Origin of the sequence: Streptomyces sp. NPDC051315, assembly GCF_044455165.1 — a bacterium.
In the GTDB taxonomy this organism is placed as follows: domain Bacteria; phylum Actinomycetota; class Actinomycetes; order Streptomycetales; family Streptomycetaceae; genus Streptomyces.
Genome location: NZ_JBITEN010000014.1, coordinates 158516 through 182860, shown reverse-complemented (window position 1 = coordinate 182860; position 24345 = coordinate 158516). Strand labels below are relative to the sequence as shown.

The following is a 24345-nucleotide window of genomic DNA, read 5'->3' as shown; positions in this document are numbered from 1 at the left end:
ACCTGTGCGGAAGTTGTGCGTCCACCCCCTTCCAATGTCGCACATTTTCCCGGAGCCGCTTCCTGGGGCCGGTTTATCTCACATGTGCGATATACGGACGCAACACAAGAGGCAATCGCTCTTGCAACCAGTTCGCATTAAGCCACTATCATCGAACGGTGCACGTACCTGACGGATTCATCGACGCCCCCACCTCCGCCCTGACCGGAGTCGTCGCCGCGGGCGCCGTCGCCGTGAGCCTGCGCGGCGCGCGCCGCGAACTCGACGAGCGGACGGCGCCGTTGGCAGGCCTGGTGGCCGCCTTCATCTTCGCCGTGCAGATGCTGAACTTCCCGGTGGCCGCGGGGACCAGCGGGCATCTGCTCGGCGGCGCGCTCGCCGCGATACTCGTGGGCCCCTTCACCGGAGTCCTGTGCGTGTCCGTGGTCCTGCTGATGCAGGGCATCCTCTTCGCCGACGGAGGGCTGACCGCGCTCGGCGTGAACATCACCGACATGGCGGTCGTGACGACGGTGGTGGCCTACGCCGTCTTCCGCGGGCTGGTGAAGGTGCTGCCGCGCGGCCGCCGGTCCGTCACCGCCGCCTCCTTCGTCGCCGCGCTGCTGTCCGTGCCGGCGGCGGCCCTCGCCTTCACGCTGCTGTACTGGATCGGCGGCACCACCGACGTCTCGATCGGCAAGGTGGCCACCGCCATGGTCGGCGTGCACGTGCTGATCGGCATCGGCGAGGCCGCGATCACGGCGCTGACCGTGGGCGCCGTCGTCGCCGTACGGCCGGATCTGGTGTACGGGGCGCGGGGGCTGCAGCAGAAGCTGCGGTTGCGGGTGAACGGCGAACTCGTGGACGTGCCCGCGGCCGAGGGGGCGCGCACGGCGCCCGTCGCGGCGCGCACCTCGCGGCGCGCCCTGTGGGTGACCGGCCTGGTCACCTCCCTCGCCCTGGCCGGCTTCGTCAGCTTCTACGCCTCCGCGGACCCGGACGGTCTGGAGAAGGTCGCGGCCGACCAGGGCATCGACCGGAAGACCGAGGAGCACGCCACCGCCGACTCCCCGCTCGCCGACTACGGAGTCAAGGACGTCGAGGACGCCCGCCTGTCCGGGGGGCTGGCGGGCGTCATCGGCGTCGGGGTGACCGTCGTCGCGGGCAGCACCGTCTTCTGGGTGGTGCGCCGGCGCCGCACCGCGGACGTGTCGCCGTCCGCGGTGGAGAACGTCTGAGATGGGCGCCGGGCACGCGCACAAGCTGTACCGGCACGGGCACTCGTCGGTGCACACCCTGCCGCCGCACACCAAGCTCGCCGCCACGTTCGCCTTCGTGGTGGTCGTGGTGTCGACGCCGCGGGAGGCCATGTGGGCGTTCGGCCTGTACGCGGCCCTGCTCGCCGTCGTCGCGCTCCGCTCGCGCGTGCCGGCCGGTTTCCTGCTGAAGCGGCTGCTGATCGAGGTGCCGTTCGTCGCGTTCGCGGTGCTCATGCCGTTCGTGGCGGAGGGCGAGCGGGTGGACGTCCTGGGGATGTCGCTCAGCGTCAGCGGGTTGTGGGGCGCCTGGAACGTGCTCGCCAAGGGCACCCTCGGCGTCGCCGCGTCGGTGCTGCTGGCCGCCACCACCGAACTGCGCGAACTCCTCCTCGGTCTGCAACGGCTCCGGCTCCCGCCGCTGCTCGTGCAGATCGCCTCCTTCATGATCCGCTACGGCGACGTCATCACGGACGAGATGCGGCGCATGCGGATCGCGCGCGAGTCGCGCGGGTTCGAGGCGCGGGGCGTGCGGCACTGGGGAGTGCTCGCGAAGTCCGCGGGCGCCCTCTTCATCCGTTCCTACGAGCGCGGGGAACGGGTGCACCTGGCGATGATCAGCCGCGGGTACGCCGGGAGCATGCCGGTGATCGACGAGGTCACCGCCTCGCGCGCGCAGTGGTCGTACGCGCTGACCCTGCCGTTGGCCGCGCTGGTCGTGTGCGTGTTGGGATGGACCCTGTGACCGATGTGACCGCCTCCCTGGAAGTGGCCGGACTGGCCTTCGCGTACCCCGACGGCCATCAGGCGCTGTTCGGGGTGGACCTCTCGATCGCTCGCGGGGAGCGGGTGGCGCTGCTCGGGCCGAACGGCGCCGGCAAGACCACCCTCGTGCTGCACCTCAACGGCATCCTCACCGGCGGCGCCGGCACGGTGACGGTCGCCGGGCTGCCCGTGGACAGGCGGCACATGGCCGAGATCCGGCGCAAGGTCGGCATCGTCTTCCAGGACCCTGACGACCAGTTGTTCATGCCGACGGTCCGGGAGGACGTCGCGTTCGGGCCGGCGGCGGCCGGGCTGAAGGGCGCCGACCTGGAGGAGCGCGTGGACCGCGCGCTGGAGCGGGTCGGCATGGCGGCGTTCAAGGACCGCCCGCCGCACCACCTCTCCTTCGGCCAGCGCCGCCGGGTCGCCGTCGCGACCGTGCTGGCGATGGAGCCGGAGATCCTCGTCCTGGACGAGCCCTCCTCCAACCTCGACCCCGCCTCGCGCCGCGAACTCGCCGACATCCTGCGCTCGTTGGACGTCACCGTGCTGATGGTCACGCACGACCTGCCGTACGCGCTCGAACTGTGCCCGCGCTCCCTCATCCTGAGCGAGGGCGTGATCGCGGCGGACGGCCCGACCGGTGCGCTGCTCTCCGACGAGGAGCTGATGCGCGCCCACCGGCTGGAGCTGCCCTTCGGGTTCGACCCGCGGTCCGTGACAATGGGCGCGTGACGAACCAGGAGACCGAGGGCTCGCTGCTCCTCGACGACCAGCTGTGCTTCGCGCTGTACGCGGCACAGCGCGCGGTGACGTCCGCCTACCGCCCGCTCCTCGACGAGCTCGGCCTCACCTACCCGCAGTACCTCGTGCTGCTCGTCCTGTGGGAGCGCGGCGAGACCACGGTCAAGGAACTGGCCACCGCGCTCCGGCTCGACTACGGGACGGTGTCGCCGCTGCTGAAGCGGCTGGAGAGCGCGGGGTTCGTACGCCGGGAGCGCGCGGCGCACGACGAGCGCTCGGTGCTGGTCACCTGCTCCGGGCGCGGGGAGGAACTGCGCGAGCGCGCGGCGCGCGTGCCGGGCGCCCTGCTCGCGGCGACGGGACTGCGGGGGGCGGACCTCTCCCGTCTGCGCGAGGAGCTGTGGCGGCTCGCGCAGCGGGCGGAGGCCGCCGCGGACCGCACCCGCTGATCCCGGGGCATCCACCGCGGACCGCACCCGCCCGTCGCGAGCCCACCACCGCGAACCGCACCCGCCGATCCGGGTCACCCACCAGGACCGCACACGCCGGTCCCGGGTTACCCGCGGTTGCCACCCCCTGGCCGCCGCTCCTTACCTACCAGCCAGTACCTTGTGCGCGATGCATTTGTGCGCACCTGTTTCCGGGGGAGGCCGGCCATGACTGACGGCACCGCAGTCGACACCCGTCCGACGAAGATCATGTACGTGGCCGAAGCCACCGCCCACGGCGGCCGCGAGGGCTACGTCACCAGCCAGGACGGGCAGCTCGACCTGAAGGTGGCGATGCCGCCGGAGCTCGGCGGGGACGGCAACGGCACCAACCCGGAGCAGCTCTTCGCGGCCGGCTACAGCTCCTGCTTCCACAACGCGCTGATCCTGGTGGGCAACCGGGCGGGATACGACCTCACCGGCTCCACCGTCGCCGCGAAGGTCGGGATCGGCCCGAACACGTCCCAGGGCTACGGCCTGGCGGTCGCGCTCAGCGTGTCGCTGCCGGTCCTCGACGCCGCTCTCGCCGCCCAGCTGGTGGACGCGGCGCACGAGGTCTGCCCGTACTCCAACGCGACGCGCGGCAACATCGACGTAACGATTCTTCTCGGCTAGCGGGGCACAGGAATCGCAGGACCTCGGCGGGTGTTCCCCCCGAGGTCGAAGGCGAGTCGAGAGGACGTGCGGGCGTGGACGTGAACGGTGCGGTGGCCGAGGGCTTCGAGCCGGTCCGGGAGGCGTTCGTACGGAACTTCCAGGCGCTCGGGGACCGGGGCGCGGCGGTGGCCGTCTACCGGGACGGGCGCCGGGTCGTCGACCTGTGGGGCGGCAGCCGGGACGTGGACGGCACGGCGCCCTGGGAGCGGGGCACCGCGCAGGTCGTGCGCTCGGCCACCAAGGGCGTCGCCGCCGCCGTACTCCTGCTGCTGTGGCAGCGCGGGGAGCTGGACCTGGACGCGCCCGTGGGGGCGTACTGGCCGCAGTACAAGGCGGCCGGCAAGGAGCGGACCCTCGTGCGGGACCTGCTGGCGCACCGGGCGGGCGTGCCCGTGCTCGACCGGCCGCTGACGCCCGCCGAGGCCGCCGATCCCGACCTGGGCGCGGCGGCGGTCGCGGCACAGGCGCCGGTGTGGGAGCCGGGGACCGACCACGGCTACCACGCGCAGACGTACAGCTGGCTGACGGGCGAGCTGGTGCGCCGCGTGACCGGGCGGTCGATCGGCGAGTGGATCGCCGGCGAGATCGCCGGACCGGTCGGCGCGGACCTCTGGCTCGGGCTTCCGGCGGAGCATGCCGCGCGCGTGGGGCGGGTCGGGCAGACCGAGGCGCCCGCGCGGGCCGGCGGGCTGAGGACCCGCCCCAAGCGGGCCGTCGCCGACGCCTACGCCGACCCCGGCTCCCTCACCCGCCGTGCCTTCGCCGCCATCACGCCGATGCCCGACGAGAACGACCCCGCCTACCGGGCCGCCGCCCTGCCCGCGTCCAACGGCATCGCCACGGCGGACGGCCTGGCCCGCTTCTACGCCTCGCTGACCGGCGAGGTGGAGGGCGGCGGGGCACGGTTGTTCCGCCCGGAGACGCTGGCGGCGGCGCGTGGGGAGAGGTCGGCGGGCGCGGACCGGGTGCTGGTGGTGAACACGCGCTTCGGCCTCGGCTACATGCTGCACGGCGCCGCCTCCCCGCTCCTGTCCCCCACCTCCTTCGGCCACCCCGGCCGCGGCGGCGCCCTCGGCTTCGCCGACCCCGAGTCGGGCATCGCCTTCGGGTACGTCACCAACGGCTTCCGGTCGAGCGTGACGGCGGACGCGCGGGCGCAGGCGCTGGTCCGGGCGGTGCGGACGGCGATCACGGCGGCCTGAGGCGTCCGCCGGGCGCCCGGGGCCCGCCGAGTCGCCCGAGTCACTCAGTCGCTGGATCCGCCGTATGCGCGGGCGCGCGGGCTTTGCGGGGTTCGCTGAATTGGCCGGGGGCGTCGCACAGGCCTCGGCCCGACGCGTCGCGCGAGCGGAACGGCGGTCGTGGGCCGAGCCGCCGCAACGGCCCGGCCCACGACCAGGACCACCCCTCGGACATCGACCCGCCCAGACACGGGACCGCCTCGACGCGGGACCGTCTCGGACGCGGGACCGTCTCGGACGCGGGACCGTCTCGGACGCGGGACCGTCTCGGACGCGGGACCGTCTAGACGTGGATGGGGTGCGACGTGCGCCCCGACGCCTCGTCGATCTCCGTGTGGGCCTTGGTGAGGAGCTGCATGGCCAGTTCGTTCAGGGCGCGGGCGCCCGCTATCTCCTCACCGACCCGGGGCTGGTTGGGGTCGACGCGGTGGCGGCTGGCGTGCCCGTTGGCCCTGACCTCGCTCCCGTCGGGCAGCCGTACCATCGCGACCGCGCGCGTGTGCTGGTCGTCCTCCTGGAACTCCAGCTCGACGTGCCATCCCACAGCGGTTTTCATGCCGATCACCTCCGGAACATCTGCTTCCAGGGTGCTCCTCCCGGCGGGCGGGCGCACCCACGCGGGTCAGGACAACAGGGTCGCGTCCTGCGGTACGGCGATGTCGAACTCCTCCTCCAGGACGCGGCGGGCCTCCGCCTCCTCGGTCAGTTCGCGCTCGGTGACGGTGCCGTCGGCGTGGGTCTCGGTGAGGTGGGCGCCGTTGAGGAGGAGATGGCGGTCGGGGGTGACGCGCTGGGCGTAGGGGCGGCGGCTGAAGGGGGAGCGGGGGTTGGTGGCGATGTGCCAGTTGATCACCTCGAAGTCGGCGTGTTCGAAGGGTTCGAGGGTGAAGGCGTACTGGGGCTGCCAGGAACCGGGCTCCTGCTCGGGGACCTGCCCGGTGCTCGGCTCCTGCTCCCCTGTCTCCTGCTCCCCCCGCTCCTTCTCCGCCCCGTACGTCTCCAGGACCCACAGCTCCAAGGGGCCGGGATGCGGGGCGTGGACGAGGCGGTGGCGGCGGCCCTCGCCGGTGAACTCGGCGCCCGTGGTCAGCGGGACCGGCTCGCGCAGAGCGCCGGGGGCGCCGAAGCCGACGTCGGCGAGGTGGGGCCGCGGGTCCCCGGGGACCTCGACGACCAGCGCCATGTGGGTGCGCGGCCGGTCCTCGAACCGTTCCGCGCCGACGACCACCCGCGCCCCCAGCCGCGTCACCCGGAAGCCCAGCGCCTCCAGCACGCCCGCGAACAGGGTGTTGTGCTCGTAGCAGTAGCCGCCGCGCCGGCCGCGGACCAGCTTGGCCATCAGGTCGGCCGGGGCGAGGGAGGGGACGGTGCCGCGTACGGGGTCGAGGTTCTCGAAGGGGATCGAGCGGATGTGGGCGGCGTGCACACCCCGCAGCGTCTCCAGGTCGGCGCGCCGCCCGCCCTCCCGGCCGATGCGGCGGAAGTAGGCGTCAAGGTCGTCGGGGCTGAACCGCACTGTCTCAGGCATGAGTTCACCGTAGTCACGGGTGCGCGGGGGTGTCGTCGGGCGGCGGACCGGGCGGGGCTGGGGCCCTGGTCGTAGGTCTCCGAGCGGCTGACTCGAGACGGACCCGGCCGACCGCCGTCGCCACCGGACCCCTCCGGCCGGGATATCGGTTGTGCCCGCCGCGGTGGGCCACTACCGTCGGCCGGGTGACTGCCGGGTCGGCCATGGGCCATGCACGAGTGGGGCTCCCGGCCTCGGCGTGAGCGCGAGGCGGGCGAGGGCCCCGCCGTATCTCCGTGTCTTTCCTCCTCCTCTTCCCAGAACAGAGCACCGAGACCCGGAGAACCTGACTCACCCATGTCTGTCGAGCAGAACACCCCCATCGCACAGCTGAACCACACCGCCGTCTACGCCAGCGACCGCCGCCTGTCGGCCGAGTTCCTCGCCGCGATCCTCGGGCTGCCGGTCGGCGCGCCCTTCGGGCCGTTCCTGCCCGTGGACCTCGGCAACGGCGTCACGCTCGACTTCTACGAGAAGCGCGACGAGCCGATCCAGCCCCAGCACTACGCCTTCCTCGTGCCGGACGAGCAGTTCGACGCGATGATCGACCGTCTGGAGGCCGTCGGGGTCACGTACTACGCGGACCCGCGGCACGCCGAACCGGGCCGGATCAACCGGCTGTTCGGCGGCCGGGGCGCGTACTTCGACGACCCGGACGGCCACAACATGGAGATCATGACGCGGCCGTACGCGCGGCCGTAGGCGTCAGCCGGCGTGCAGCATCAGCCCGATGCCGAGGACGAGGAGTCCGGCGGCGGCGATGCGGGGCGCGCCGAAGCGTTCCTTGAAGAAGACGGCTCCGATCGCCGCGCCGACGATGACCGACGATTCGCGCAGTGCGGCGATCGGGGCCAGTTCGGCGCGGGTCTGGGCCCACAGGACGAGGGCGTAGGCGGTGACGGACAGGGCGGCGCCGAGCAGGCCGAGGGCGGCGAACGGCCGGAGCGTGGCGAGGGTTTCGCCGCGCCGGCGGGTGAGGACGTACGCCGGGAGGACGGTGCCCTGGACGGCCATCAGCCAGGCGATGTAGCCGAGGGAGGATCCGGAGGCGCGGACGCCGAGGCCGTCCACGACCGTGTACGCGGCGATGGTCAGTCCGGTCGCGAGCGCCGCGCCGATGGCCCCCCAGGCGGGCCGGTGCCCGCGCAGCCCCCACAGGGCGACGCCGGTCAGGCCCGCACAGGACAGCGCGACACCGGCGGCCGCCCAGCCGTCCGGCACCTCGTGGGCGAAGACCGCGGCGAGGACCGTGACGACGAGCGGCGCGGAGCCGCGCGCGATCGGGTACGCCTGGCCGAAGTCGCCCAGCCGGAACGACCGCATCAACAACGCGTAATACGCGATGTGGATCGCCGCGGACGACAGCAGGTACGGCCACGCCGCCCCCGCCGGGAACGCCGTGAACGGGATCATCGCGAGGCCGATGAGCAGGCCGCCGCCCGAGATGAGCGCGAAACCGGTGAGCTTGTCGGTGATGCGGTGGGCGATCGCGTTCCACGCGGCGTGCGTGACGGCGGCCAGCAGGACGGCGGCGGTGACCAGCGGCGTCACGCGGTGCGCTCGCGCACGTCCACGAGGGTGGCGCCGGCGTGGTCGACCAGTTCCCCGGGTGCCATGGGGAAGACGGTGTGCGGGGTCCCCGCGGCGGCCCACACCACGTCGTGCGCGAGCAGCCCGCGGTCGGCGAGGACGCGGGTGCGGGTCCGGTGTCCGAAGGGCGGCACGCCCCCGATCGCGTACCCGGTCGTCTCCCGTACGACACCGGCGTCGGCCCTCGTCACCTTCCCGGCGGCGATCTCCCGGCGCACCAGCTCGACGTCGACCCTGGACGCCCCGTCCATCAGCACCAGCACCGGCACCCCGTCCGCCGCGAAGACCAGCGACTTGCAGATCTGGCTCAGCTCGCACCCGATCGCGGCGGCGGCCTCGGCGGCGGTGCGCGTGGCGTCGGGGAAACGGCGGATACGGGTGTGCAGGTCACCGAGGCCGAGGGCATCCAGGGCGTCGGCGAAACGGGGATGGGCTCCGGTCGTCGTCATGACGGCACGGTAGCGGTGGGTGTAGAGGGCAGGCGACTGGATTGCCGGTCCCTCAGCCGACGTCGCACCACGTCCAGACGGCCAGCGCGGTCGGCACCGGGAAGGCCGGCACGGCCAGCACGAGCAGGCGGACGGCCGGGGAGAGACGGCGTACGCCGGGCGCGTGGGCGAGGGCGATCAGCACGGCCATGGCGCCCACGACGACCAGGGCGTACCGCAGCACGAACCCCCCGACCGGCACGCCCTCCGCCAGACCCCAGACGGCCACCATCCCCACGAGGACCGTCAGCCAGGCCAGCGACACGAGGGTCAGTGCCCACAGCACGCCCGCGGCGACGGCGGCCGCGGCGCGCCCGCGGCCGCCGGGGCGGCCCGTCGGCTGCCAGGCGCCGTACAGGGTGGCGTAGGTCTGCGGGTTCATCGTCGGTCCGTTCCTTCCGTGCGGGATCAGCCCGATCCTCGCGGGAGGGACACGAACACGGCATGAGCCCCGGTACTCAGAGTCCCCGTCCGGCACACCTAGGCACAGGTGCCGCCGTCGTGGGCGGCGGCGTCGCGTTCGGCGGTGGTGAGGTAGGCGTGCAGGGAGCGGCGGGAGCGCTGGAGGGTGTCGATCCGCCGGTCGAGGCCGTCGAGGCGGGAACGCAGGAGGGCGAGGACTTCGGGGCAGGGCTCGAGGTCGGGGCCGGCTCCGGTGGCGCAGGGCAGGACGTGGGCGATCTCCTGGGTGGACAGCCCGGCGTCCAGCAGCTTGCGGATCTGGGTCACGACCAGGACGGCGTCGTCGGCGTAGTCGCGGTAGCCGCCGAGTGTGCGGGCGGGCCGGAGTAATCCCTGGGTCTCGTAGTACCGCAGCAGATGGGCGGCGACTCCGGTCCGCCGGCTCAGTTCACCGATCAGCACGAGCGGTCCTCCTTGACCTTCATACCGGTGTGAATGCCGAAGATGCTGTCATGACCGACGCACGGTTCGACCCCCGTACGCTGCTCGCGGAAAGCCGCCTGGGCGTCCTCGCCACGCTCAGGGCGGACGGCCGCCCGCAGCTCTCGCCCGTCATGCCGCACTACGACCGCGAGGCCGGCGTCATCCGCGTCTCGACGACCGACGGCACCGCCAAGACGGCCAACCTGCGCCGCGATCCGCGTGCCGCCCTGGAGGTGACCAGCGCCGACGGCATGGCCTGGGCCACCGCCGAGGGCCTCGCGCGGCTCACCGGGCCGGGCACGGACCCGGACGGGCCCGAGGTCGAGGCGTTGGTCGCGTACTACCGGGCCGCCGCCGGGGAGCACCCGGACTGGGACGAGTACCGGTCGGTGATGGTCTCCGACCGCAGGGTGCTCATCACGCTCACCGTCGACCACGTGTACGGCGCGGACCTGCGCTGACCGGCGCGGCGGCACCCGGGGACCGCTCACGCGTCGAAGGGCGCCTGCGCCTGAGGCCGCCGGCCGGGCGGACAGCGGTGACGTGGCGGTGATCGGGCGGTTCCGCGCGCCAGCCGCCCGCCGGCGGACGGACGGCGCGCCCGGCCCTGGAGGGAGGGGCCGGACGCGCCGCCGTCTCTGCGAGTCCGCTGGTGCTGTCCGCGGCCGTCACCGGCCTGCGGGGTGGAGCGTCAGTGGCGGTCGCCACCGTGGTGACGGTCACCGCCGTGGTGACGGTCACCGCCGTCGCGGTGGTCCCAGCCGCCGTGGTGGTGTCCGCCGTGGCGGCGGTTGCCCCAGGAGTACTCGTCGACGAGCCGGTCGCGGTCGTTGCGCAGGGTTGCGGTGTCGGAGCCGTTGTCCCAGATGTGGCGGCTGCGGTCCTGGAACAGGTCGGTGCGGGTGTCGCGGCCCTCGCCGGTGTGGATGCGGACGGTGGCGCGGGCGGCGAGGCGGTAGTGGTCGAAGGTGTACGTCTCGCCGTCCTCGTCCGACAGCGTCCAGCCGTCGAGGTTGACCGAGTGGCGGCTGGTGTTGGTGAGCTCCACCCACTCCTTGTTCAGGGAGCGGTTGGAGCGGGTGTCGCGGCCCGGTGCGTCGTACTGCACGGCGCTGATCTCCACCTTCGGCCGGTCCGCACGCGGGTGGCCGGCGGCGGACGCCGGCAGCGCCGCCGCCCCGATCAGGGCGGCGGCCGCGAGCGTGGCGGCGGCCAGGCGACGGGCGGAAACAGTGGAAACGGACACAAGGTCTCCTTGGATGGTGCGAGCCACGGCCGTCGTTCGGCCGCGGGACCCACACCTGACCACCGGACACGCGCCGTCCGCCCGGTTGACGCCCTGCGTTACCAATCCTCCACATATCGGTGACAGTCGCCTTCAATGTCCATCTATGTGGTGAATGCTCCGAACCGGGCCGCCACCCCGCCATCTCGCCCCGGCGCCACCCGGCCCTCACCCGAAAGTGCGTCACAACGGAAGAAGCCGGTGAGGGCGCCCCGTCCCACGGAGCCCTCACCGGCGGTCCCTCAGGTCACCGGGCGCCTCACGCCCGGGCCGGCTCCCGGTCCCCGTCCTGGTCGTAAGCGCGCAGGCCCTCGCCCTCGACGTCCACGTCGGGCAGGGCGCGGTCCAGCCACCTCGGCAGCCACCAGGCCTTCTTGCCGAGCAGCGCCAGGACGGCCGGGACGATCGCCATGCGGACGACGAAGGCGTCGAAGAAGACGGCGATCGCGAGGCCGAAGCCGATCATCTTGACCATCGACTCGCTCGAGCCGATGAAGCCGGCGAACACCGCCATCATGATCACCGCGGCGGCCGTGACGACCCGCGCGCCGTGCTTGAAGCCGGTCACGACGGCCTGGCCGGGGCTCTCGCCGTGGACGTACGCCTCGCGCATCCGGGTCACGAGGAAGACCTCGTAGTCCATCGCGAGGCCGAAGACCACGCCGACCATGAAGATCGGCATCATCGACATGACCGGGCCGGTCTCCTCCACGCCCATCAGGCCGGACAGCCATCCCCACTGGAAGACCGCGACGACCGCGCCCAGGGCCGCCATCACGCTCAGCAGGAAGCCGAGGGCCGCCTTCAGCGGGACGAGGATCGAGCGGAACACCACGATCAGCAGCAGGAAGGCCAGGCCCACGACGAGGACCAGGTACGGGACCAGCGCGTCGTTGAGCTTCTGCGACACGTCGATGTTCATCGCCGTCGAGCCCGTGACCAGCACCTCGGCGCCGGTGTCGGACGTGATCTCGGTGCCCTTGTCGCGGATCGCGTGGACCAGGTCCTCGGTCGTGACGGAGGACGGCTTGGAGTCGGGGACGACGGTGATCGTCGCGGTGTCGCCGGCCTTGTTGGGGGCCGCCGGGGTGACCGTGACGACGTCCTTCAGACCCTTGATCTCGTCGCCCACCTCGGTGAACGCGGCCTGCGGGTCGTCGCTGCCCTGCCCGTCGACCACGATCATCAACGGGCCGTTGAAGCCGGGGCCGAAGCCCTCCGAGAGGAGGTCGTAGGCGCGGCGCTGGGTGGTGGAGGTCGGCTGGGAGCCGTCGTCGGGCAGGCCCAGTTCCAGCGACGACGCCGGGACGGCGGCCGCGCCCAGACCGATCACGCCCAGGAGGAGGACGGCGACCGGGCGGCGGACGACGAAGCTCGCCCAGCGCGTGCCCAGGTTCGGCTTGGCGGCCTTCTCGGCGGAGCCGGCACGGCCGCCGCCGAACAGCCTGCCCTTCTCGCCCGCCGGACGCACCGTGCGGCCCGCGTAGCCGAGGAGGGCGGGGATCATGGTGAGGGCGATCAGGACCGCTATCGCCACCGTGCCGGCGGCCGCGACGCCCATCTTCGTCAGCATCGGGATGTTGACGACGGAGAGGCCAACGAGGGCGATGACGACCGTCAGGCCGGCGAAGACGACCGCGGAGCCGGCGGTGCCCACGGCGCGGCCGGCCGCCTCCTCGCGGGCGCGGCCCTCGGCGAGTTCGGCGCGGTAGCGGGAGACGATGAACAGGGCGTAGTCGATGCCGACCGCCAGGCCGATCATCGTGGCGAGGGTGGAGGTGGTGGAGCCGAGGTCCAGCGGGTTCGCCAGGGCCGTGATCGCGGAGACACCGATGCCCACGCCGATGAGGGCCGTCAGCAGCGGCATGCCCGCCGCGATGAGCGAGCCGAAGGTGATGACGAGGACGACCGCGGCGACCGCGATGCCGATGATCTCCGTGGCGCCCGTCTCGGGGGTCGTCTGGAGGGCGTCACCGCCGATCTCCACGGTCAGTCCGGCCCCCTGCGCCTCCTTCGCGGCCTCCGTCAGCGCCTCGCGCGAGGACTCCTCCAGCTCCATGCCGGAGACCTCGTACTTCACGGAGGCGTACGCGACGGTGCCGTCCTTGCTGACGGCCCGGCCCTGGTAGGGGTCGGTGACGGAGGCGACCTCGGAGCCGTCGGCGAGCTCCCCGACCGTCTTCTCGACGGTGGCCCTGTGGGCGGCGTCCGTCATCTTCTCGCCGGCGGGCGCCTTGAAGACGACACGCGCGGTGGCGCCGTCGGCGCTCATGCCGGGGAAGCGCTGTTCCAGCAGGTCGAAGGCCTTCTGCGCTTCCGTCCCCGGAATGGAGAAGGAGGTGGTGCCGGCGGCGGGCGCGGAGGCGGCGCCGACGCCCGCGAGCGTCAGCAGCGCCACCCATATCAGGGCGACGACGTGGCGTCGCCGGAAGGCGAACCGGCCGAGTTTGTAGAGGAACGTGGCCACGGAGGCGTACTCCCGGTCAGTCGTGGGGTGTTCAGGGCAGGGGTGACCAACCCGGCGGGGAGGCAGGGGTGATCGGCCCGACGACGTGAGCGGTGACGTCAGGACGGGGGGACCGCGGGGACGGTCGGAGGGGATGGACCGCGGGGACGGTCGCAGGACGTGGACCGCGGGGACGGTCAGGACGTGGGGACGCCCAGGGCGGGGAGGACCACGGCGTCGGCGTACGAACGCAGGAACTCCTGCGTGGGCGGCAGCTCGTCGATGATGGTGCGGGTCGCGAACGCGCCGACCATCATGTGCACGACGTACTGGAGCGCCGGGCAGTCGGCCCGGACCTCGCCGCGGTCGACCGCGCGCTGCATGACCCGCTGGAACTCGGCCATCTCCGGTTCGACGAGCAGCTCCCTGAACGCCCGCATCAGGTCGGGGTTCGAGTGGGTCGCCATCGCCAGCGCCCGCATCAGGTCGGCGTTCCGCTCCATGGCGCAGTCGTCCTCGCGCGCCAGGAGGGCGTGGAGGTCGCCCCGGAGGGATCCGGTGTCCACGTCGGCCGTGCCGCCGGGCTTGTTGTGCCGCATGGCCTTCACGACCAGCTCGGCCTTGCCGCCCCACTGGCGGTAGAGCGTCGCCTTGCTGGATCTCGTGCGGGCGGCCACGGCGTCCATGGTGAGGGCGTCGTAGCCGACCTCACGGAGCAGGTCGAGCACGGCCGCGTAGAGCTCGGCCTCGCGCTCGGGGGTGATCCGACTGCGACGCGCCGTAGCGACCTCGGTCATTCCGCTCACCTTCCCGCTCCGAACGGCTCTGGTTCGTACGTGACGAATGTAGCGCACCCACCATCGAAACGAAACGGTTTCGTTCGTGTCGTGGGTCACGTCGCCTCACCCCGCTCCGAAACGCGGTGATAAGTACGAGTTGCCCGGCCCCCAGGACAGGAAAAGCATGGGGACGTGACCTATCTGCGCCTGCCGCACCTCAGCGGTGACCTGTTGTGCTTCGTGGCCGAGGACGACCTCTGGCTGGCCCCCCTCGACGGACCCGACGGACCGGGCCGCGCCTGGCGGCTCACCGTCGACCGCACCAAGGCCGGCCATCCCCGCTTCTCGCCCGACGGCCGCCATGTCGCGTACACGAGCTGGCGCAGTCTCGTCCCGGAGATCCACCTGGTGCCGGTGGACGGCGGGCCGGGGCGGCGGCTCACGTACTGGGGCAGCCCGGACACCCAGGTGTGCGGGTGGACGCCCCCCGACCAGGACGGCCACTCCGACATCCTCGCCGTCGCCTCGCACGGCGAGCCCTTCTCCCACTTCACCTGGGCCTACAAGCTCTCCCCCGACGGCGACCCCGGCCGCAAACTCCCCTGGGGACCCGTCACCGACCTCCAGGTCGCCGACCTCGGGGGTGAGCGGCGAACCCTCCTGCTCACCGGCACCCCGCCGCACGAACCGGCCGCCTGGAAGCGCTACCGGGGCGGCGCCACGGGCCGGCTCTGGCTGCACGGACAGCGGCTGCTCGCGGGACTCGACGGCCATCTGCACTCCCCGATGTTCGTCGGCGGACGCATCGCGTTCCTCTCCGACCACGAGGGCGTCGGCAACCTCTACTCCTGCGCCCACGACGGCTCCGACCTGCGCCGGCACACCGACCACGACGCCTTCTACGCCCGGCACGCCTCCAGTGACGGCACCCGGGTGGTGTACCAGTGCGCCGGGGACCTGTGGATCGTCGACGACCTGTCCGCCGGTTCCGAGCCCCGCCGGCTCGACGTACGGCTGAGCGGGCCGCGCGCCGGGCGGCGGCCGTACCAGATCCCGGCCGCCCAGCACGTGGACGGCATCTCGGTGGACGAGACCGGGCGGGCCAGCGCGGTCGTCGTACGCGGCAGCCTGTACTGGCTGACCCACCGGGACGGGCCCGCGCGGACCATCACCGACACGCCCGGGGTACGGGTCCGGCTCCCCGAGATGCTCGGCTCGGGCGGGCAGGTCGCCTACGTGACGGACGCGGACGGCGAGGACGCCGTCGAGATCGCCTCCCTGCCGCGCGCGACCGGGGACCGCGCGCCCCGGCGACTGGCGTCCGGGGGGCTCGGGCGGGTGCTGGAGCTGGTCTCCGACCCGGACGGCGGGCGGCTCGCCATCGCCTCGCACGACGGGCGCCTGCTGCTCCTCACGGTGTCCGGCGACACGATCACCGCCGAGGACCTTGCGGACTCCGAGGGCGCCGAGGCGGGCGCCGGGCACTCGGAGGGCGCCGAGGCGGGCGCCGGGAGCGCCGGTGCTTCGCAGGCGGGCCCCGAGGGTGAGGTGACCGAGCTGATCCGGTCGGTCAACGGGCCGGTGCGGGACCTGGCGTTCTCGCCGGACGGGGCCTGGCTGACCTGGTCGCATCCGGGCATCGGGCGGTCGCTGCGGCAGATCAAGATGGCCCGCATCTCCGGCACCGGGAAGGGGGAGCGGCTGATCGTCGACGTGACCAACGGCCGGTTCGAGGACGAGAACCCCGTCTTCACCCGGGACGGCCGCTATCTCGCCTTCCTCTCCTGGCGCGGCTTCGACCCCGTCTACGACGTGCACACCGGCGACCTGTCCTTCCCGCTGGGCTGCCGGCCGTATCTGGTGCCCCTGTCCTCCGCGACCCCCTCCCCCTTCGCGCTGAACCCGGAGGGGCGCCCGGCCGCCGGAGGGCTGGATCCGCTGGAGGACGACGAGGGCGCGGACGGGACGGTGACCGTCGAGGTCGAGGGGCTGGAGAGCCGGGTGACACCGTTCCCGGTGGCCGCCTCCAAGTACTCGGCGCTGTTCCCGGTGGCGGGCGGCGGCCTCGTGTGGCTGCGCTGGCCGATCTCGGGCGCGCTGGGCGAGACCTTCGTCAACCCGGACGACACCAGCGGGCGGCCGACGCTGGAGTACTTCAACATCAGCAAGGCGAAGAAGTCCGAACTGGTCGGACACCTGGACTGGTTCGCGGTCAGCGGGGACGGCACCCGGCTGGTCGTGGTCGACGAGGGGGAACTGCGCGCGGTGCCCTCCACGGAGTCCGGCGACCTCGACTCGACCGTCTGGATCGACGTACGCCGCATCATGCACGAGGTCGACCCCGGCGCCGAGTGGCGGCAGGCGTACGCGGAGGCCGGGCGGCTGATCCGCGCCTACTTCTGGGACCCGGGGATGTGCGGCATCGACTGGGACGCGGTGCTGGAGCAGTACCGGCCCCTGGTCGAACGCGTCGCCTCGCCCGACGAGTTCGCGGACCTGCTGCGCGAGGTGCTGGGCGAGCTGGGCACCTCGCACGCCTACGTCGGTGCCGCCCGGCGCAACGAGGGACCGCCGCACTACCAGCGCCGGCAGGGCCTGCTCGGCGCCAACTTCGTACGCCGGGACGGGGGGTGGGCGGTCAAGCGGATCCTGCCCGGTGACTCCTCGGACTCCAAGGCGCGTTCGCCGCTGGCCGGCACCGGCATCCGGGCGGGCGCGGTGCTCACCCACGTCGACGGGCGGCCGGTGGATCCGGTCGCCGGACCGTACCCGCTCCTGGCGCAGGCGGGCGGGACGACCGTCGAGCTCACCTTCGCGCCGGCGGACGGCGAGACCGGTCACGCGCGCCGGGTTGCCGTGGTCCCCCTCATCGACGAGCGACCGCTGCGCTACCAGGACTGGGTGGCCAAACGGCGGGAGGTGGTGCGGGAGTTGAGCGGCGGACAGTGCGGCTATCTGCACATCCCCGACATGGGCGGCTCCGGCTGGGCCCAGTTCAACCGCGACCTGCGCATGGAGATGTCACGGCCCGCGCTGATCGTGGACGTGCGCGGCAACGCGGGCGGACACATCAGCGAACTGGTCGTCGAGAAGCTGACGCGCACCATCCTCGGCTGGGACCTGACACGGGACGCCCAGCCGGTGTCGTACGCCTCGAACGCGCCCCGCGGCCCGGTGGTCGCGCTCGCCGACGAGGCCACCTCCTCCGACGGCGACATGATCACCGCGGCCTTCAAGCTGCTGAAGCTCGGTCCGGTCGTCGGGCAGCGGACCTGGGGCGGCGTCGTCGGCATGACCGGACGGCACCAGCTCGGCGACGGCACGGTCATCACCGTGCCGATGAACGCGGCCTGGTTCGACGCCTACGGCTGGTCCGTCGAGAACCACGGCGTCGCCCCCGACCTGGAGGCGTTGCGCACCCCGCTGGACTGGGCGGAGGGCCGGCACGCCCAACTCGACGACGCGGTACGGCTGGCGCTGGACCTCCTGGAGACCAACCCGCCCGCCTCTCCCCCGGACCACTCGGACATCCCGGACCGCTCCCGCCCGAAGCTGCCTCCGCGCCGCTGAGAGAGGGTGGGCCGACGCCCGCCGGGGCGCGGGGCCTCGCGCGCACGGCCGGCACGACCAGCGGCAGCGGCAGCGGCAACGGCAACGCACCGGAGACCACGAACGCAGGGTGCCCTCCCGAGAGATCGGAAGGGCACCCCACATCATCGGCTGGCTAGACCGGCGGCACGCTAGACGTCGTAGTCCGCGTCGAGCCGGTCCTGCTCCTCACGCTCGCGCTGGGTGCGCTCGCGCTCGGGGATGTCCTCGTCCCGCTCGCGACGGCCGCGGCCACGCTGCTGCGTCTGCTCCTTGGCCTGTTCCATCTTCTGCTTGGCCTGGTCCTGCCACTGCTCGGCCTGGTCCTGGAACTTGTCCTTCATACCCATGTGGGTTCACTCCCGTAGAGGGTGAGGGGAACGGCCCTTGGTCGGGCCTCGACCAGATTCACACGGGGGGACGGAGCGCGCATTTCGATCAACTACGCTGCGTAGCACGGGCCTCCTCGTCAGCCGCCCCACCTGCGCCGACGAGCCCCGTCCGCATTCCCTGCGTCCTGGGCGCGAACCGCCTCATCTCCCGTTGTCCGACCGTGCCGATGAGCGCGGGCAGGTATCCGCGCACGCCCTGCATGCCGCGCAGCCACCACTGCCCGTACACATGGGAGGCCCGCCGCTCGATCCCGGCGACGAGCCGGTCCACGGCCGGACCCAGCGGATAGGTCTTGTTGGAAGGCCACGGCAGCCGCTGCCGCAACTCCCGCATCACGGCGTCCTGGTCGGCGCCGCGCACCATGTCGGTGTCGGTCCAGGACAGGTAACCGACGCCCACGCGCACGCCCTTGTAGCCGACCTCGGCGCGCAGGCTGTGCGCGTACGCCTCCACGCCCGACTTGGAGGCGCAGTACGCGGTCATCATCGGCGCCGGGGTGATCGCGGCGAGCGAGGCGATCTGGAGCAGATAGCCGCGGCTCTCCATCAGCAGCGGCAGGAAGGCGCGGCCGGTGACGGCCGAGCCGATGAGGTTGACCTCGATGACGCGGCGCCAGGACTCCGGGTCGGAGTCGACGAAGGGTCCGCCGGTGGCCACGCCGGCGTTGGCGACCACGACGTCCACCTTCCCGAAGCGTTCCTTCACCTCCCCCGCGACCCGGCTCATCGCCTCGTGGTCGGTGACGTCGGCGTGCCAGTGGGCGCTGTCGCCGTGCAGCCGCTCCGCGACCTGCTTGAGCGCGTCCGGCTCCAGGCCGACCAGCGCGATCCGCGCGCCGCGCGCGGAGAGCTTGCGGGCCAGGAGTTCGCCGACGCCGCGTGCCGCGCCGGTGACGACCACGACCTGTCCTTCGAGACTGACCCTGCTCATGCGCCCTCCTTGAGCTGCGGTGCGTGGGTGGTGGCGAGTTCACGGATCTTCCCGGTCACCAGGTCCGGTGCCTCGACCGGGGTCATGTGGCCGAGCCCGGGCAGTTCGGTCAGGCCGACGCAGTCCGGGAGCGCGGCGGCGATCCGGCGGGCGTGCACCGGCGGGGTCAGACGGTCGGCCGTGCCCACGATCACCGCCGTCGGCACCCTCAACTCCCGTACGGCGTGGTCGAGGTCGAGCAGGTGCAGCACGTTCGACCAGGCGTGGCGGACCCCGCGCGGGCAGGCGTGCACGATCCGGGCGCACGCGTCGACCATGTGCGGGGCCGAACCGGCGCCCATGGTGGCGTACTTGAGGATCCGGCGGGCGAGGGGGGTGACCGGTCCGAGCGGCGCCCTCGACCCGAGGACGTGCCGGGTCAGCCGGGTCCGCAGCCGACCCGGGCGCAGCGGCAGCACGGTCGACTCGGCCACCAGCTGCGAACTGCCCGTGCTGCACAGCAGGACGGCCGCCGCGTGCGCGCGGAAGGCGGGGCGGGCGGCGGCCGCCATGATCGTCATGCCGCCCATGGAGTGTCCCGCTATGACCGCCTTCTCGCCGGGCGCGAGGGTGGCGCGGAGCACGGCTTCTAGGTCGTCGGCGAGTACGTCGGTGCTGCACGCCGGGCTCGCCGGGGTCCGGCCGTGGCCGCGCTGGTCGTAGGCGATGACCCGGTGGTCGACGGCCAGGTCGCGTATCTGGGCCGCCCAGAACGCCGTCGAGCAGGTCCAGCCGTGGGAGAGGACGACGGCGGGGGCGGTGTCGGGGCCGTGCACCTCGACGTGGAGGGGGGCGCCGTCGGCGGAGACGGCGGTGAGGGTGCGGGGTGACGCGGGGGCGGGGGTGACGCTCACGCGGGAGCCTCCGTCCTCGTGCCGGCCTTCGTCGCCGGCCGGGCGGGCGCGGGAGCGCGCAGGACCTCGTACTCGGCGAGGTCCACCCCCCGGGTCGCGCGGCGGAACTCGCTCGTCGTGCCCGGCCAGATGGTGGTGTTGCGGCCGCTCGCGTCGAGGTACCAGCTGGTGCAGCCGCCGGTGTTCCACACGGTGCGCTTCATACGGTCCTGGACGCGCCGGTTCCAGGCGTGCACGGCGCCGGGGCGGGCGTCCAGGGCGGCGCGGCCGCCGAGCACGTCCAGCTGACGGAGGTAGTCGGCCATGTAGTTCAGCTGGGACTCGATCATCAGGATCATCGAGGAGTTCCCCAGGCCGGTGTTGGGCCCGATGATCGTCATCCAGTTGGGGAAGCCGGCCGCGGAGGCGCCGCGCAGGGCCTCCATGCCGTCCTTCCAGGACTCGGCGAGGGTGCGCCCGTCGGCGCCGACGACCCGCTCGGCGATCGGCATGTCGGTGACGTGGAATCCGGTGCCGAAGACGATCGCGTCGACCTCGGCCTCACTGCCGTCGGCGGCGAACAGCGTGTTCCCGCGGATCTCGCGCAGCCCGCTCGCGACGACGTCCACGTTGGGGCGGGCGAGCGCCGGATAGTACTCACTCGACAGCAGGATCCGCTTGCAGCCGATGCGGTAGTCCGGGGTGAGCTTGGCGCGCAGGGCCGGGTCCTTGATGGCGCGGGCCATGTTGCGCCTGGCGAGCTGCTCGACGAAGCCGAGTTCGTTCGGGTGCTTGGTGAAGGCCTGCACCTGGAGTTCGCGGATGCCCCACAGGAGGCCGCGGCGGAGCCGGCCGGTGAAGGGCAGCCGCTGGTGCACCCAGCGCTCGGCACCGCTGATGGCCCGGTCGATGCGGGGCATCACCCACGGCGGGGTGCGCTGGAAGAGGGTGAGACGGCCGACCTTCGGTTGGATGGCGGGCACGATCTGGATGGCCGAGGCGCCCGTGCCGACCATGGCGACGCGCTTGCCGGTGAGGTCGTAGTCGTGGTCCCAGCGGGCCGAGTGGAAGACCTTGCCGGGGAAGGAGTCCAGGCCGGGGATGTCCGGGATCTTCGGGTCGGACAGCGGCCCGGTGGCGGAGACGACGACGTCCGCGCAGAGGGCTCCGCTCGCGGTCTCGATGTCCCACCGCAGCTGCTCCGCGTTCCAGGTCATCCGTTTGACCTCGGAGTCGAAGCGCAGGTGGGGCCGGAGGCCGAAGGTGTCCGTGACGCGCTCCAGGTAGGCGCGGATGTGCTCCTGCCCGGAGAAGGTGCGCGGCCAGTCCGGGTTGGGCGCGAAGGAGAAGGAGTAGAGGTGGGAGGGCACGTCGCAGGCGCAGCCCGGGTAGCTGTTGTCCCGCCAGGTGCCGCCGACGCTGCCGGCGCGTTCGAGGACGACGAAGTCGGTGATCCCCTCACGCCGCAGCCGTACGGCCGCCCCGAGCCCACCGAAACCCGACCCGATCACCGCCACCCGCACGTGTTCGTGCTCGCGCTCGGTCATCCGACGCCTCCCTGCTTCGCCACACTGCGAATCTGTCGATGCTTGTTGCCGATGCTGCGACCATGCCAGTGAACACTGGCACGATCGAGAGGTTAGAGCAGCTCCGTACCGATGGGTAGGGGCCGGGCGCAGGAAAGTTACCGCGGGTACGACATAGGCTTCCGGAGTGGCGGACACACGGGAATACCGGACGGAGGAGCTGGCCAGGGAGGCCGGCATCACGGTGCGCACCCTGCGCTTCTACCGTGAACGGGGGCTGCTCGCGCCACCCCGCCGCGAGGGCCGCATCGCCTGGTACGACGACCACCACCTGGCCCGCCTGCGCACGATCGCGGCGCTGCTGGAGCGCGGCCACACCCTGAACGGCATCGCCGAACTCGCCGAGGCCTTCGACCACGGACGCGACGTCGCCGACCTGCTGGGCGTCGGCACCCCCACCGAGGAGGAGCCGGTCCGCCTCACCCCCGAGGAACTCGCCGCCCGCTTCGAGGGCCAGGTCACCCCCGAGAACCTCGCCGCCGCCCTCGACCTCGGCTATCTGGGCACCGACGGCGACGAGATCGTCCACATCAGCCGGCGCCTGCTGGACGTCTCCACCGCCCTGGTCCGCGAGGGCATCCCCCTCGCCGAGGTCCTGGCGGCGGGCGCCCGCGTCCGCGAACACGCCGACAACCTCGCCGAACTCTTCGCCGACCTGGTCCTGCGCCACGCCTCCGAGGAGGACCTGCCCCGCCTGCGCCCGCTGGCCAGGAGCGTGGTGGAGGCGGAGTTCTCCCTGGCGCTGGACCGGCGGCTCAGGACGGGGAGCTGAAGGTCTGGAGGTCGTAGACCACCGTCACCGGCGCGTGGTCCGACCAGCGCTCGCCGTGCGTGGCCGCCCGTTCCACATACCCCTTGACGGCCCTGGCGGCGAGGCCGGGGGTGGAGACGTGCAGGTCGATCCTCCACCCCGAGTCGTTGTCGAAGGCCCGCCCCCGGTACGACCACCAGGTGTACGGCCCCGTCACGTCCGGGTGCAGCGCGCGGACCACGTCCACGTAACCGCCGGCCTCCGGCGCGAACACCTGGGTCAGCCACTCCCGTTCCTCCGGCAGGAAGCCCGAGTTCTTGGTGTTGGAGCGCCAGTTCTTCAGGTCGGCCTGCTGGTGGGCGATGTTCCAGTCACCGGTGACCAGGACCTCACGGCCGTCGGCTGCGGCGCGTTCGCGCAGGTCCTTGAGGTAGGCGAGGAACTCGCCCATGAAGCGGGCCTTCTCGTCCTGGCGGTCGGTGCCGACCTCGCCGGAGGGGAGGTAGAGGGAGGCGACCGTGACGCCGGGGAGGTCGGCCTCGACGTAGCGGCCACTGGTGTCGAACTCCGAGGAGCCGAAGCCGATGCGCACGGCGTCGGGTTCGCGGCGGGTGTAGAGGGAGACGCCGGCGCGGCCCTTGGCGGCGGCGGGCGCGTGCGTGACGTACCAGCCCTCGGGGGCGCGGACCTCCTCGGGCAGTTGCTGCGGTTCGGCGCGCACCTCCTGCAGGCACAGCACGTCGGCGGAGGTCTCGGCCAGCCACTCCACGAAGCCCTTCTTCGCGGCGGCACGCAGCCCATTCACGTTCACGGAGGTCACGGTCAGCACCCGGGCACGATACCTGCACACTGGACGAAGTCCAGATTTCGCCGTCGCCCGACTATCTGCATGGATGTACCTTGACCCGCATGAATATACGTCGCGTTTCCTTCGACCACCCCGACGCCGTCAAGCTGAACGACGAGGTCCAGGCGGAGTACCACGAGCGCTACGGCGACGGCGGTGACGCCACGGTCCTGGAGCCGGCCGACTTCGCCCCGCCACGAGGCGTGTACCTCATCGCCTACGACGAGCTGGAGCGGCCCGTGGCCACCGGTGGCTGGCGCAGCCAGGACGAGAACGGCGAGGGGAACCAGGACGGGGACGCCGAGCTCAAGCGGATGTTCGTGATCAAGGAGATGCGCGGGCTGGGACTGGCCCGCCGGATCCTGGCCGCCCTGGAGGATGACGCGCGGGCGGCGGGCCGCCGGCGGATGGTGCTGGAGACCGGCACCGAGCAGCCGGAGGCCATCGCCCTGTACACGTCCAGCGGATACGAGCCGTGCGCCAAGTTCGGCTACTACCGCTTCCACGAGTCCAGTCGGTGCTACGCCAAGCCGCTCGCGCAGTCACCCAACCCCTGAGGTCCCCCGGGGCAGGTCCGGCATCGTGGACACGCTGCCGACGTGTTCGCCCACACCCGCCTCGCAGACGACCAGCGCCCTGGCCGGCGGGCCGGCGGACCTCCCCACCGCGACCAGCGCCGGCACCTCCCGTTCGCGCGGGGTGAGACGGACAGCGGTGGCGGCGGCGCAGCAACTGCCGTACGGCCTCCGGGTCGACGGGCGTGCCGCCCGCCGCCACCTCGGTGAGCGCGTCCACGAACTCCTCGACGGCCGGCCCGGGTGACCTGCCGCGCCGCAGGACGTACGTCAGAGCGCCCATGCCGCTCAGCACGGCGGTGGCGCCGCCGGCGCCGGTCCTGGTACGGCCGTTGGCGCCCCGGGCCCCGGGCACGACCGGGCCGCCGGTGCGGGCCGAAGCGGTCGCCCGGGTCCGGCGCGCGGCGGCGCGTCCTCGCCACCGTGATCCTCGCGGGCTCCCCGCTCGCCGCCACGGCCACCCTGAACGAGGCGCGGGCGGCGGGGTGAGGAAACCGGACCCGGACGGACTCCGCCGACCGCTCCGGACGGAACTCCCCTGCGCGCGGCGGCACTCGACGAGCTGCGGCAGGTACCGGGGGCCGTCATGCCGGCCTCCTCCGCGACCGCCGCGCATCCATCCCCGGGAGGACG

At 72.8% G+C, this 24345-nt stretch carries 25 protein-coding genes and 1 pseudogene; 11 read left to right on the top strand and 15 right to left on the bottom strand.

Annotated features, from left to right (window positions below; translation table 11 throughout):
- The first annotated feature begins 158 nt into the window (after positions 1 to 158).
- The 6 genes from ACIBBD_RS26040 to ACIBBD_RS26015 all read left to right on the top strand — a co-directional run bounded on the left by ACIBBD_RS26040 (position 159) and on the right by ACIBBD_RS26015 (position 5091).
- Complete coding sequence (locus tag ACIBBD_RS26040; RefSeq protein WP_399421953.1) at positions 159 to 1217, top strand: energy-coupling factor ABC transporter permease; 1059 nt, start codon at positions 159 to 161, stop codon at positions 1215 to 1217.
- A gap of 1 nt (position 1218) precedes the next feature.
- A complete protein-coding gene (gene cbiQ / locus ACIBBD_RS26035; protein WP_399421952.1) occupies positions 1219 to 1980 on the top strand; it encodes a cobalt ECF transporter T component CbiQ in 762 nt (253 codons plus the stop codon).
- Complete coding sequence (locus tag ACIBBD_RS26030) at positions 1968 to 2735, top strand: energy-coupling factor ABC transporter ATP-binding protein (protein ID WP_399421951.1); 768 nt, start codon at positions 1968 to 1970, stop codon at positions 2733 to 2735. Before cbiQ ends, ACIBBD_RS26030 begins: the two co-directional genes overlap by 13 nt.
- The gene (locus ACIBBD_RS26025; RefSeq protein ID WP_399421950.1) at positions 2732 to 3193 is read left to right on the top strand and encodes a MarR family winged helix-turn-helix transcriptional regulator; all 462 of its coding nucleotides are present in this window, start codon (positions 2732 to 2734) and stop codon (positions 3191 to 3193) included. The genes ACIBBD_RS26030 and ACIBBD_RS26025 overlap by 4 nt, the downstream gene beginning before the upstream one ends.
- 207 nt (positions 3194 to 3400) lie before the next feature.
- A complete protein-coding gene (locus ACIBBD_RS26020; protein ID WP_399421949.1) occupies positions 3401 to 3847 on the top strand; it encodes an organic hydroperoxide resistance protein in 447 nt (148 codons plus the stop codon).
- Positions 3848 to 3921: 74 nt separating this feature from the next.
- The gene (locus ACIBBD_RS26015; RefSeq protein ID WP_399421948.1) at positions 3922 to 5091 is read left to right on the top strand and encodes a serine hydrolase domain-containing protein; all 1170 of its coding nucleotides are present in this window, start codon (positions 3922 to 3924) and stop codon (positions 5089 to 5091) included.
- Positions 5092 to 5413: 322 nt separating this feature from the next.
- Here ACIBBD_RS26015 and ACIBBD_RS26010 read toward each other — a convergent pair whose 3' ends face one another.
- Both ACIBBD_RS26010 and ACIBBD_RS26005 read right to left on the bottom strand, forming a co-directional pair.
- Positions 5414 to 5686, bottom strand: coding sequence for a DUF1876 domain-containing protein (locus ACIBBD_RS26010; protein WP_399421947.1), 273 nt, complete (start codon positions 5684 to 5686; stop codon positions 5414 to 5416).
- Positions 5687 to 5752: 66 nt separating this feature from the next.
- Positions 5753 to 6658, bottom strand: coding sequence for an arylamine N-acetyltransferase (locus ACIBBD_RS26005; RefSeq protein WP_399421946.1), 906 nt, complete (start codon positions 6656 to 6658; stop codon positions 5753 to 5755).
- A gap of 336 nt (positions 6659 to 6994) precedes the next feature.
- On the opposite strand from ACIBBD_RS26005, the gene ACIBBD_RS26000 reads away from it, so the two are divergent.
- Complete coding sequence (locus tag ACIBBD_RS26000) at positions 6995 to 7399, top strand: VOC family protein (RefSeq protein WP_399421945.1); 405 nt, start codon at positions 6995 to 6997, stop codon at positions 7397 to 7399.
- A gap of 3 nt (positions 7400 to 7402) precedes the next feature.
- On the opposite strand, the gene ACIBBD_RS25995 is transcribed toward ACIBBD_RS26000, so the two are convergent.
- The 4 genes from ACIBBD_RS25995 to ACIBBD_RS25980 all read right to left on the bottom strand — a co-directional run bounded on the left by ACIBBD_RS25995 (position 7403) and on the right by ACIBBD_RS25980 (position 9639).
- Positions 7403 to 8248, bottom strand: a complete 846-nt coding sequence (locus tag ACIBBD_RS25995; RefSeq protein ID WP_399421944.1) for an EamA family transporter — start codon at positions 8246 to 8248, stop codon at positions 7403 to 7405.
- On the bottom strand, positions 8245 to 8736 hold the full coding sequence (locus ACIBBD_RS25990) for a YbaK/EbsC family protein (protein WP_399421943.1): 492 nt from the start codon (positions 8734 to 8736) through the stop codon (positions 8245 to 8247). The genes ACIBBD_RS25995 and ACIBBD_RS25990 overlap by 4 nt, the downstream gene beginning before the upstream one ends.
- Positions 8737 to 8788: 52 nt before the next feature.
- Positions 8789 to 9157 carry a hypothetical protein gene (locus ACIBBD_RS25985; protein WP_399421942.1) on the bottom strand — a complete coding sequence of 123 codons (369 nt, stop codon included), beginning with the start codon at positions 9155 to 9157 and terminating at the stop codon, positions 8789 to 8791.
- A gap of 98 nt (positions 9158 to 9255) precedes the next feature.
- Positions 9256 to 9639 (bottom strand): MerR family transcriptional regulator, encoded by a 384-nt coding sequence (locus ACIBBD_RS25980; RefSeq protein WP_399421941.1) that lies wholly within the window; start codon positions 9637 to 9639, stop codon positions 9256 to 9258.
- A gap of 50 nt (positions 9640 to 9689) precedes the next feature.
- On the opposite strand from ACIBBD_RS25980, the gene ACIBBD_RS25975 reads away from it, so the two are divergent.
- Positions 9690 to 10121: a PPOX class F420-dependent oxidoreductase gene (locus tag ACIBBD_RS25975; protein ID WP_399421940.1), complete on the top strand. Its 432-nt coding sequence runs from the start codon at positions 9690 to 9692 to the stop codon at positions 10119 to 10121.
- Positions 10122 to 10351: 230 nt separating this feature from the next.
- Here the strand turns inward: ACIBBD_RS25975 and ACIBBD_RS25970 are convergent, their stop codons facing one another.
- The 3 genes from ACIBBD_RS25970 to ACIBBD_RS25960 form a co-directional block, all read right to left on the bottom strand.
- Positions 10352 to 10906, bottom strand: coding sequence for a lamin tail domain-containing protein (locus tag ACIBBD_RS25970; protein WP_399421938.1), 555 nt, complete (start codon positions 10904 to 10906; stop codon positions 10352 to 10354).
- A 298-nt stretch (positions 10907 to 11204) separates the two neighbouring features.
- On the bottom strand, positions 11205 to 13412 hold the full coding sequence (locus tag ACIBBD_RS25965; protein ID WP_399421937.1) for an MMPL family transporter: 2208 nt from the start codon (positions 13410 to 13412) through the stop codon (positions 11205 to 11207).
- Positions 13413 to 13588: 176 nt separating this feature from the next.
- On the bottom strand, positions 13589 to 14188 hold the full coding sequence (locus ACIBBD_RS25960; RefSeq protein WP_399421936.1) for a TetR/AcrR family transcriptional regulator: 600 nt from the start codon (positions 14186 to 14188) through the stop codon (positions 13589 to 13591).
- Positions 14189 to 14362: 174 nt separating this feature from the next.
- Here ACIBBD_RS25960 and ACIBBD_RS25955 point away from each other — a divergent pair, with 174 nt between their 5' ends.
- Positions 14363 to 17740 carry a S41 family peptidase gene (locus tag ACIBBD_RS25955; RefSeq protein ID WP_399421935.1) on the top strand — a complete coding sequence of 1126 codons (3378 nt, stop codon included), beginning with the start codon at positions 14363 to 14365 and terminating at the stop codon, positions 17738 to 17740.
- A 170-nt stretch (positions 17741 to 17910) separates the two neighbouring features.
- Here ACIBBD_RS25955 and ACIBBD_RS25950 read toward each other — a convergent pair whose 3' ends face one another.
- The 4 genes from ACIBBD_RS25950 to ACIBBD_RS25935 form a co-directional block, all read right to left on the bottom strand.
- On the bottom strand, positions 17911 to 18108 hold the full coding sequence (locus ACIBBD_RS25950; protein WP_399421934.1) for a hypothetical protein: 198 nt from the start codon (positions 18106 to 18108) through the stop codon (positions 17911 to 17913).
- Positions 18109 to 18196: 88 nt separating this feature from the next.
- Positions 18197 to 19081, bottom strand: a complete 885-nt coding sequence (locus tag ACIBBD_RS25945; protein ID WP_399421933.1) for an SDR family oxidoreductase — start codon at positions 19079 to 19081, stop codon at positions 18197 to 18199.
- Positions 19078 to 19974 carry an alpha/beta fold hydrolase gene (locus ACIBBD_RS25940; protein WP_399421932.1) on the bottom strand — a complete coding sequence of 299 codons (897 nt, stop codon included), beginning with the start codon at positions 19972 to 19974 and terminating at the stop codon, positions 19078 to 19080. The genes ACIBBD_RS25945 and ACIBBD_RS25940 overlap by 4 nt, the downstream gene beginning before the upstream one ends.
- Complete coding sequence (locus ACIBBD_RS25935; RefSeq protein WP_399421931.1) at positions 19971 to 21500, bottom strand: flavin-containing monooxygenase; 1530 nt, start codon at positions 21498 to 21500, stop codon at positions 19971 to 19973. Before ACIBBD_RS25935 ends, ACIBBD_RS25940 begins: the two co-directional genes overlap by 4 nt.
- 166 nt (positions 21501 to 21666) lie before the next feature.
- Between ACIBBD_RS25935 and ACIBBD_RS25930 the strand changes: the two genes are divergently transcribed.
- Positions 21667 to 22311 (top strand): MerR family transcriptional regulator, encoded by a 645-nt coding sequence (locus tag ACIBBD_RS25930; protein WP_399421930.1) that lies wholly within the window; start codon positions 21667 to 21669, stop codon positions 22309 to 22311.
- Here ACIBBD_RS25930 and ACIBBD_RS25925 read toward each other — a convergent pair.
- Positions 22295 to 23119 (bottom strand): exodeoxyribonuclease III, encoded by an 825-nt coding sequence (locus ACIBBD_RS25925; protein WP_399421929.1) that lies wholly within the window; start codon positions 23117 to 23119, stop codon positions 22295 to 22297. The genes ACIBBD_RS25930 and ACIBBD_RS25925 overlap by 17 nt on opposite strands.
- A gap of 80 nt (positions 23120 to 23199) precedes the next feature.
- On the opposite strand from ACIBBD_RS25925, the gene ACIBBD_RS25920 reads away from it, so the two are divergent.
- Positions 23200 to 23694 (top strand): GNAT family N-acetyltransferase, encoded by a 495-nt coding sequence (locus ACIBBD_RS25920; RefSeq protein WP_399421928.1) that lies wholly within the window; start codon positions 23200 to 23202, stop codon positions 23692 to 23694.
- On the opposite strand, the pseudogene ACIBBD_RS25915 reads toward ACIBBD_RS25920, so the two are convergent.
- Positions 23680 to 23944, bottom strand: a pseudogene (locus ACIBBD_RS25915) (DNA-binding response regulator); the annotation flags it as partial. The gene ACIBBD_RS25920 and the pseudogene ACIBBD_RS25915 sit on opposite strands and share 15 nt — an antisense overlap.
- Positions 23945 to 24345: the final 401 nt, after the last annotated feature.

What these genes read in the sequence shown, in the direction of transcription:
- ACIBBD_RS26020 (WP_399421949.1), top strand. Translation starts at nt 3,401, where the DNA reads ATGACTGACGGCACCGCAGTCGACACCCGTCCGACGAAGATCATGTAC.
- cbiQ (WP_399421952.1), top strand. Translation starts at nt 1,219, where the DNA reads ATGGGCGCCGGGCACGCGCACAAGCTGTACCGGCACGGGCACTCGTCG.
- ACIBBD_RS26005 (WP_399421946.1), bottom strand. Translation starts at nt 6,658, where the DNA reads ATGCCTGAGACAGTGCGGTTCAGCCCCGACGACCTTGACGCCTACTTC.
- ACIBBD_RS25945 (WP_399421933.1), bottom strand. Translation starts at nt 19,081, where the DNA reads ATGAGCAGGGTCAGTCTCGAAGGACAGGTCGTGGTCGTCACCGGCGCG.
- ACIBBD_RS26010 (WP_399421947.1), bottom strand. Translation starts at nt 5,686, where the DNA reads ATGAAAACCGCTGTGGGATGGCACGTCGAGCTGGAGTTCCAGGAGGAC.
- ACIBBD_RS26030 (WP_399421951.1), top strand. Translation starts at nt 1,968, where the DNA reads ATGGACCCTGTGACCGATGTGACCGCCTCCCTGGAAGTGGCCGGACTG.
- ACIBBD_RS25975 (WP_399421940.1), top strand. Translation starts at nt 9,690, where the DNA reads ATGACCGACGCACGGTTCGACCCCCGTACGCTGCTCGCGGAAAGCCGC.
- ACIBBD_RS25950 (WP_399421934.1), bottom strand. Translation starts at nt 18,108, where the DNA reads ATGGGTATGAAGGACAAGTTCCAGGACCAGGCCGAGCAGTGGCAGGAC.
- ACIBBD_RS25960 (WP_399421936.1), bottom strand. Translation starts at nt 14,188, where the DNA reads ATGACCGAGGTCGCTACGGCGCGTCGCAGTCGGATCACCCCCGAGCGC.
- ACIBBD_RS25920 (WP_399421928.1), top strand. Translation starts at nt 23,200, where the DNA reads ATGAATATACGTCGCGTTTCCTTCGACCACCCCGACGCCGTCAAGCTG.
- ACIBBD_RS25935 (WP_399421931.1), bottom strand. Translation starts at nt 21,500, where the DNA reads ATGACCGAGCGCGAGCACGAACACGTGCGGGTGGCGGTGATCGGGTCG.
- ACIBBD_RS25985 (WP_399421942.1), bottom strand. Translation starts at nt 9,157, where the DNA reads ATGAACCCGCAGACCTACGCCACCCTGTACGGCGCCTGGCAGCCGACG.
- ACIBBD_RS25990 (WP_399421943.1), bottom strand. Translation starts at nt 8,736, where the DNA reads ATGACGACGACCGGAGCCCATCCCCGTTTCGCCGACGCCCTGGATGCC.
- ACIBBD_RS26000 (WP_399421945.1), top strand. Translation starts at nt 6,995, where the DNA reads ATGTCTGTCGAGCAGAACACCCCCATCGCACAGCTGAACCACACCGCC.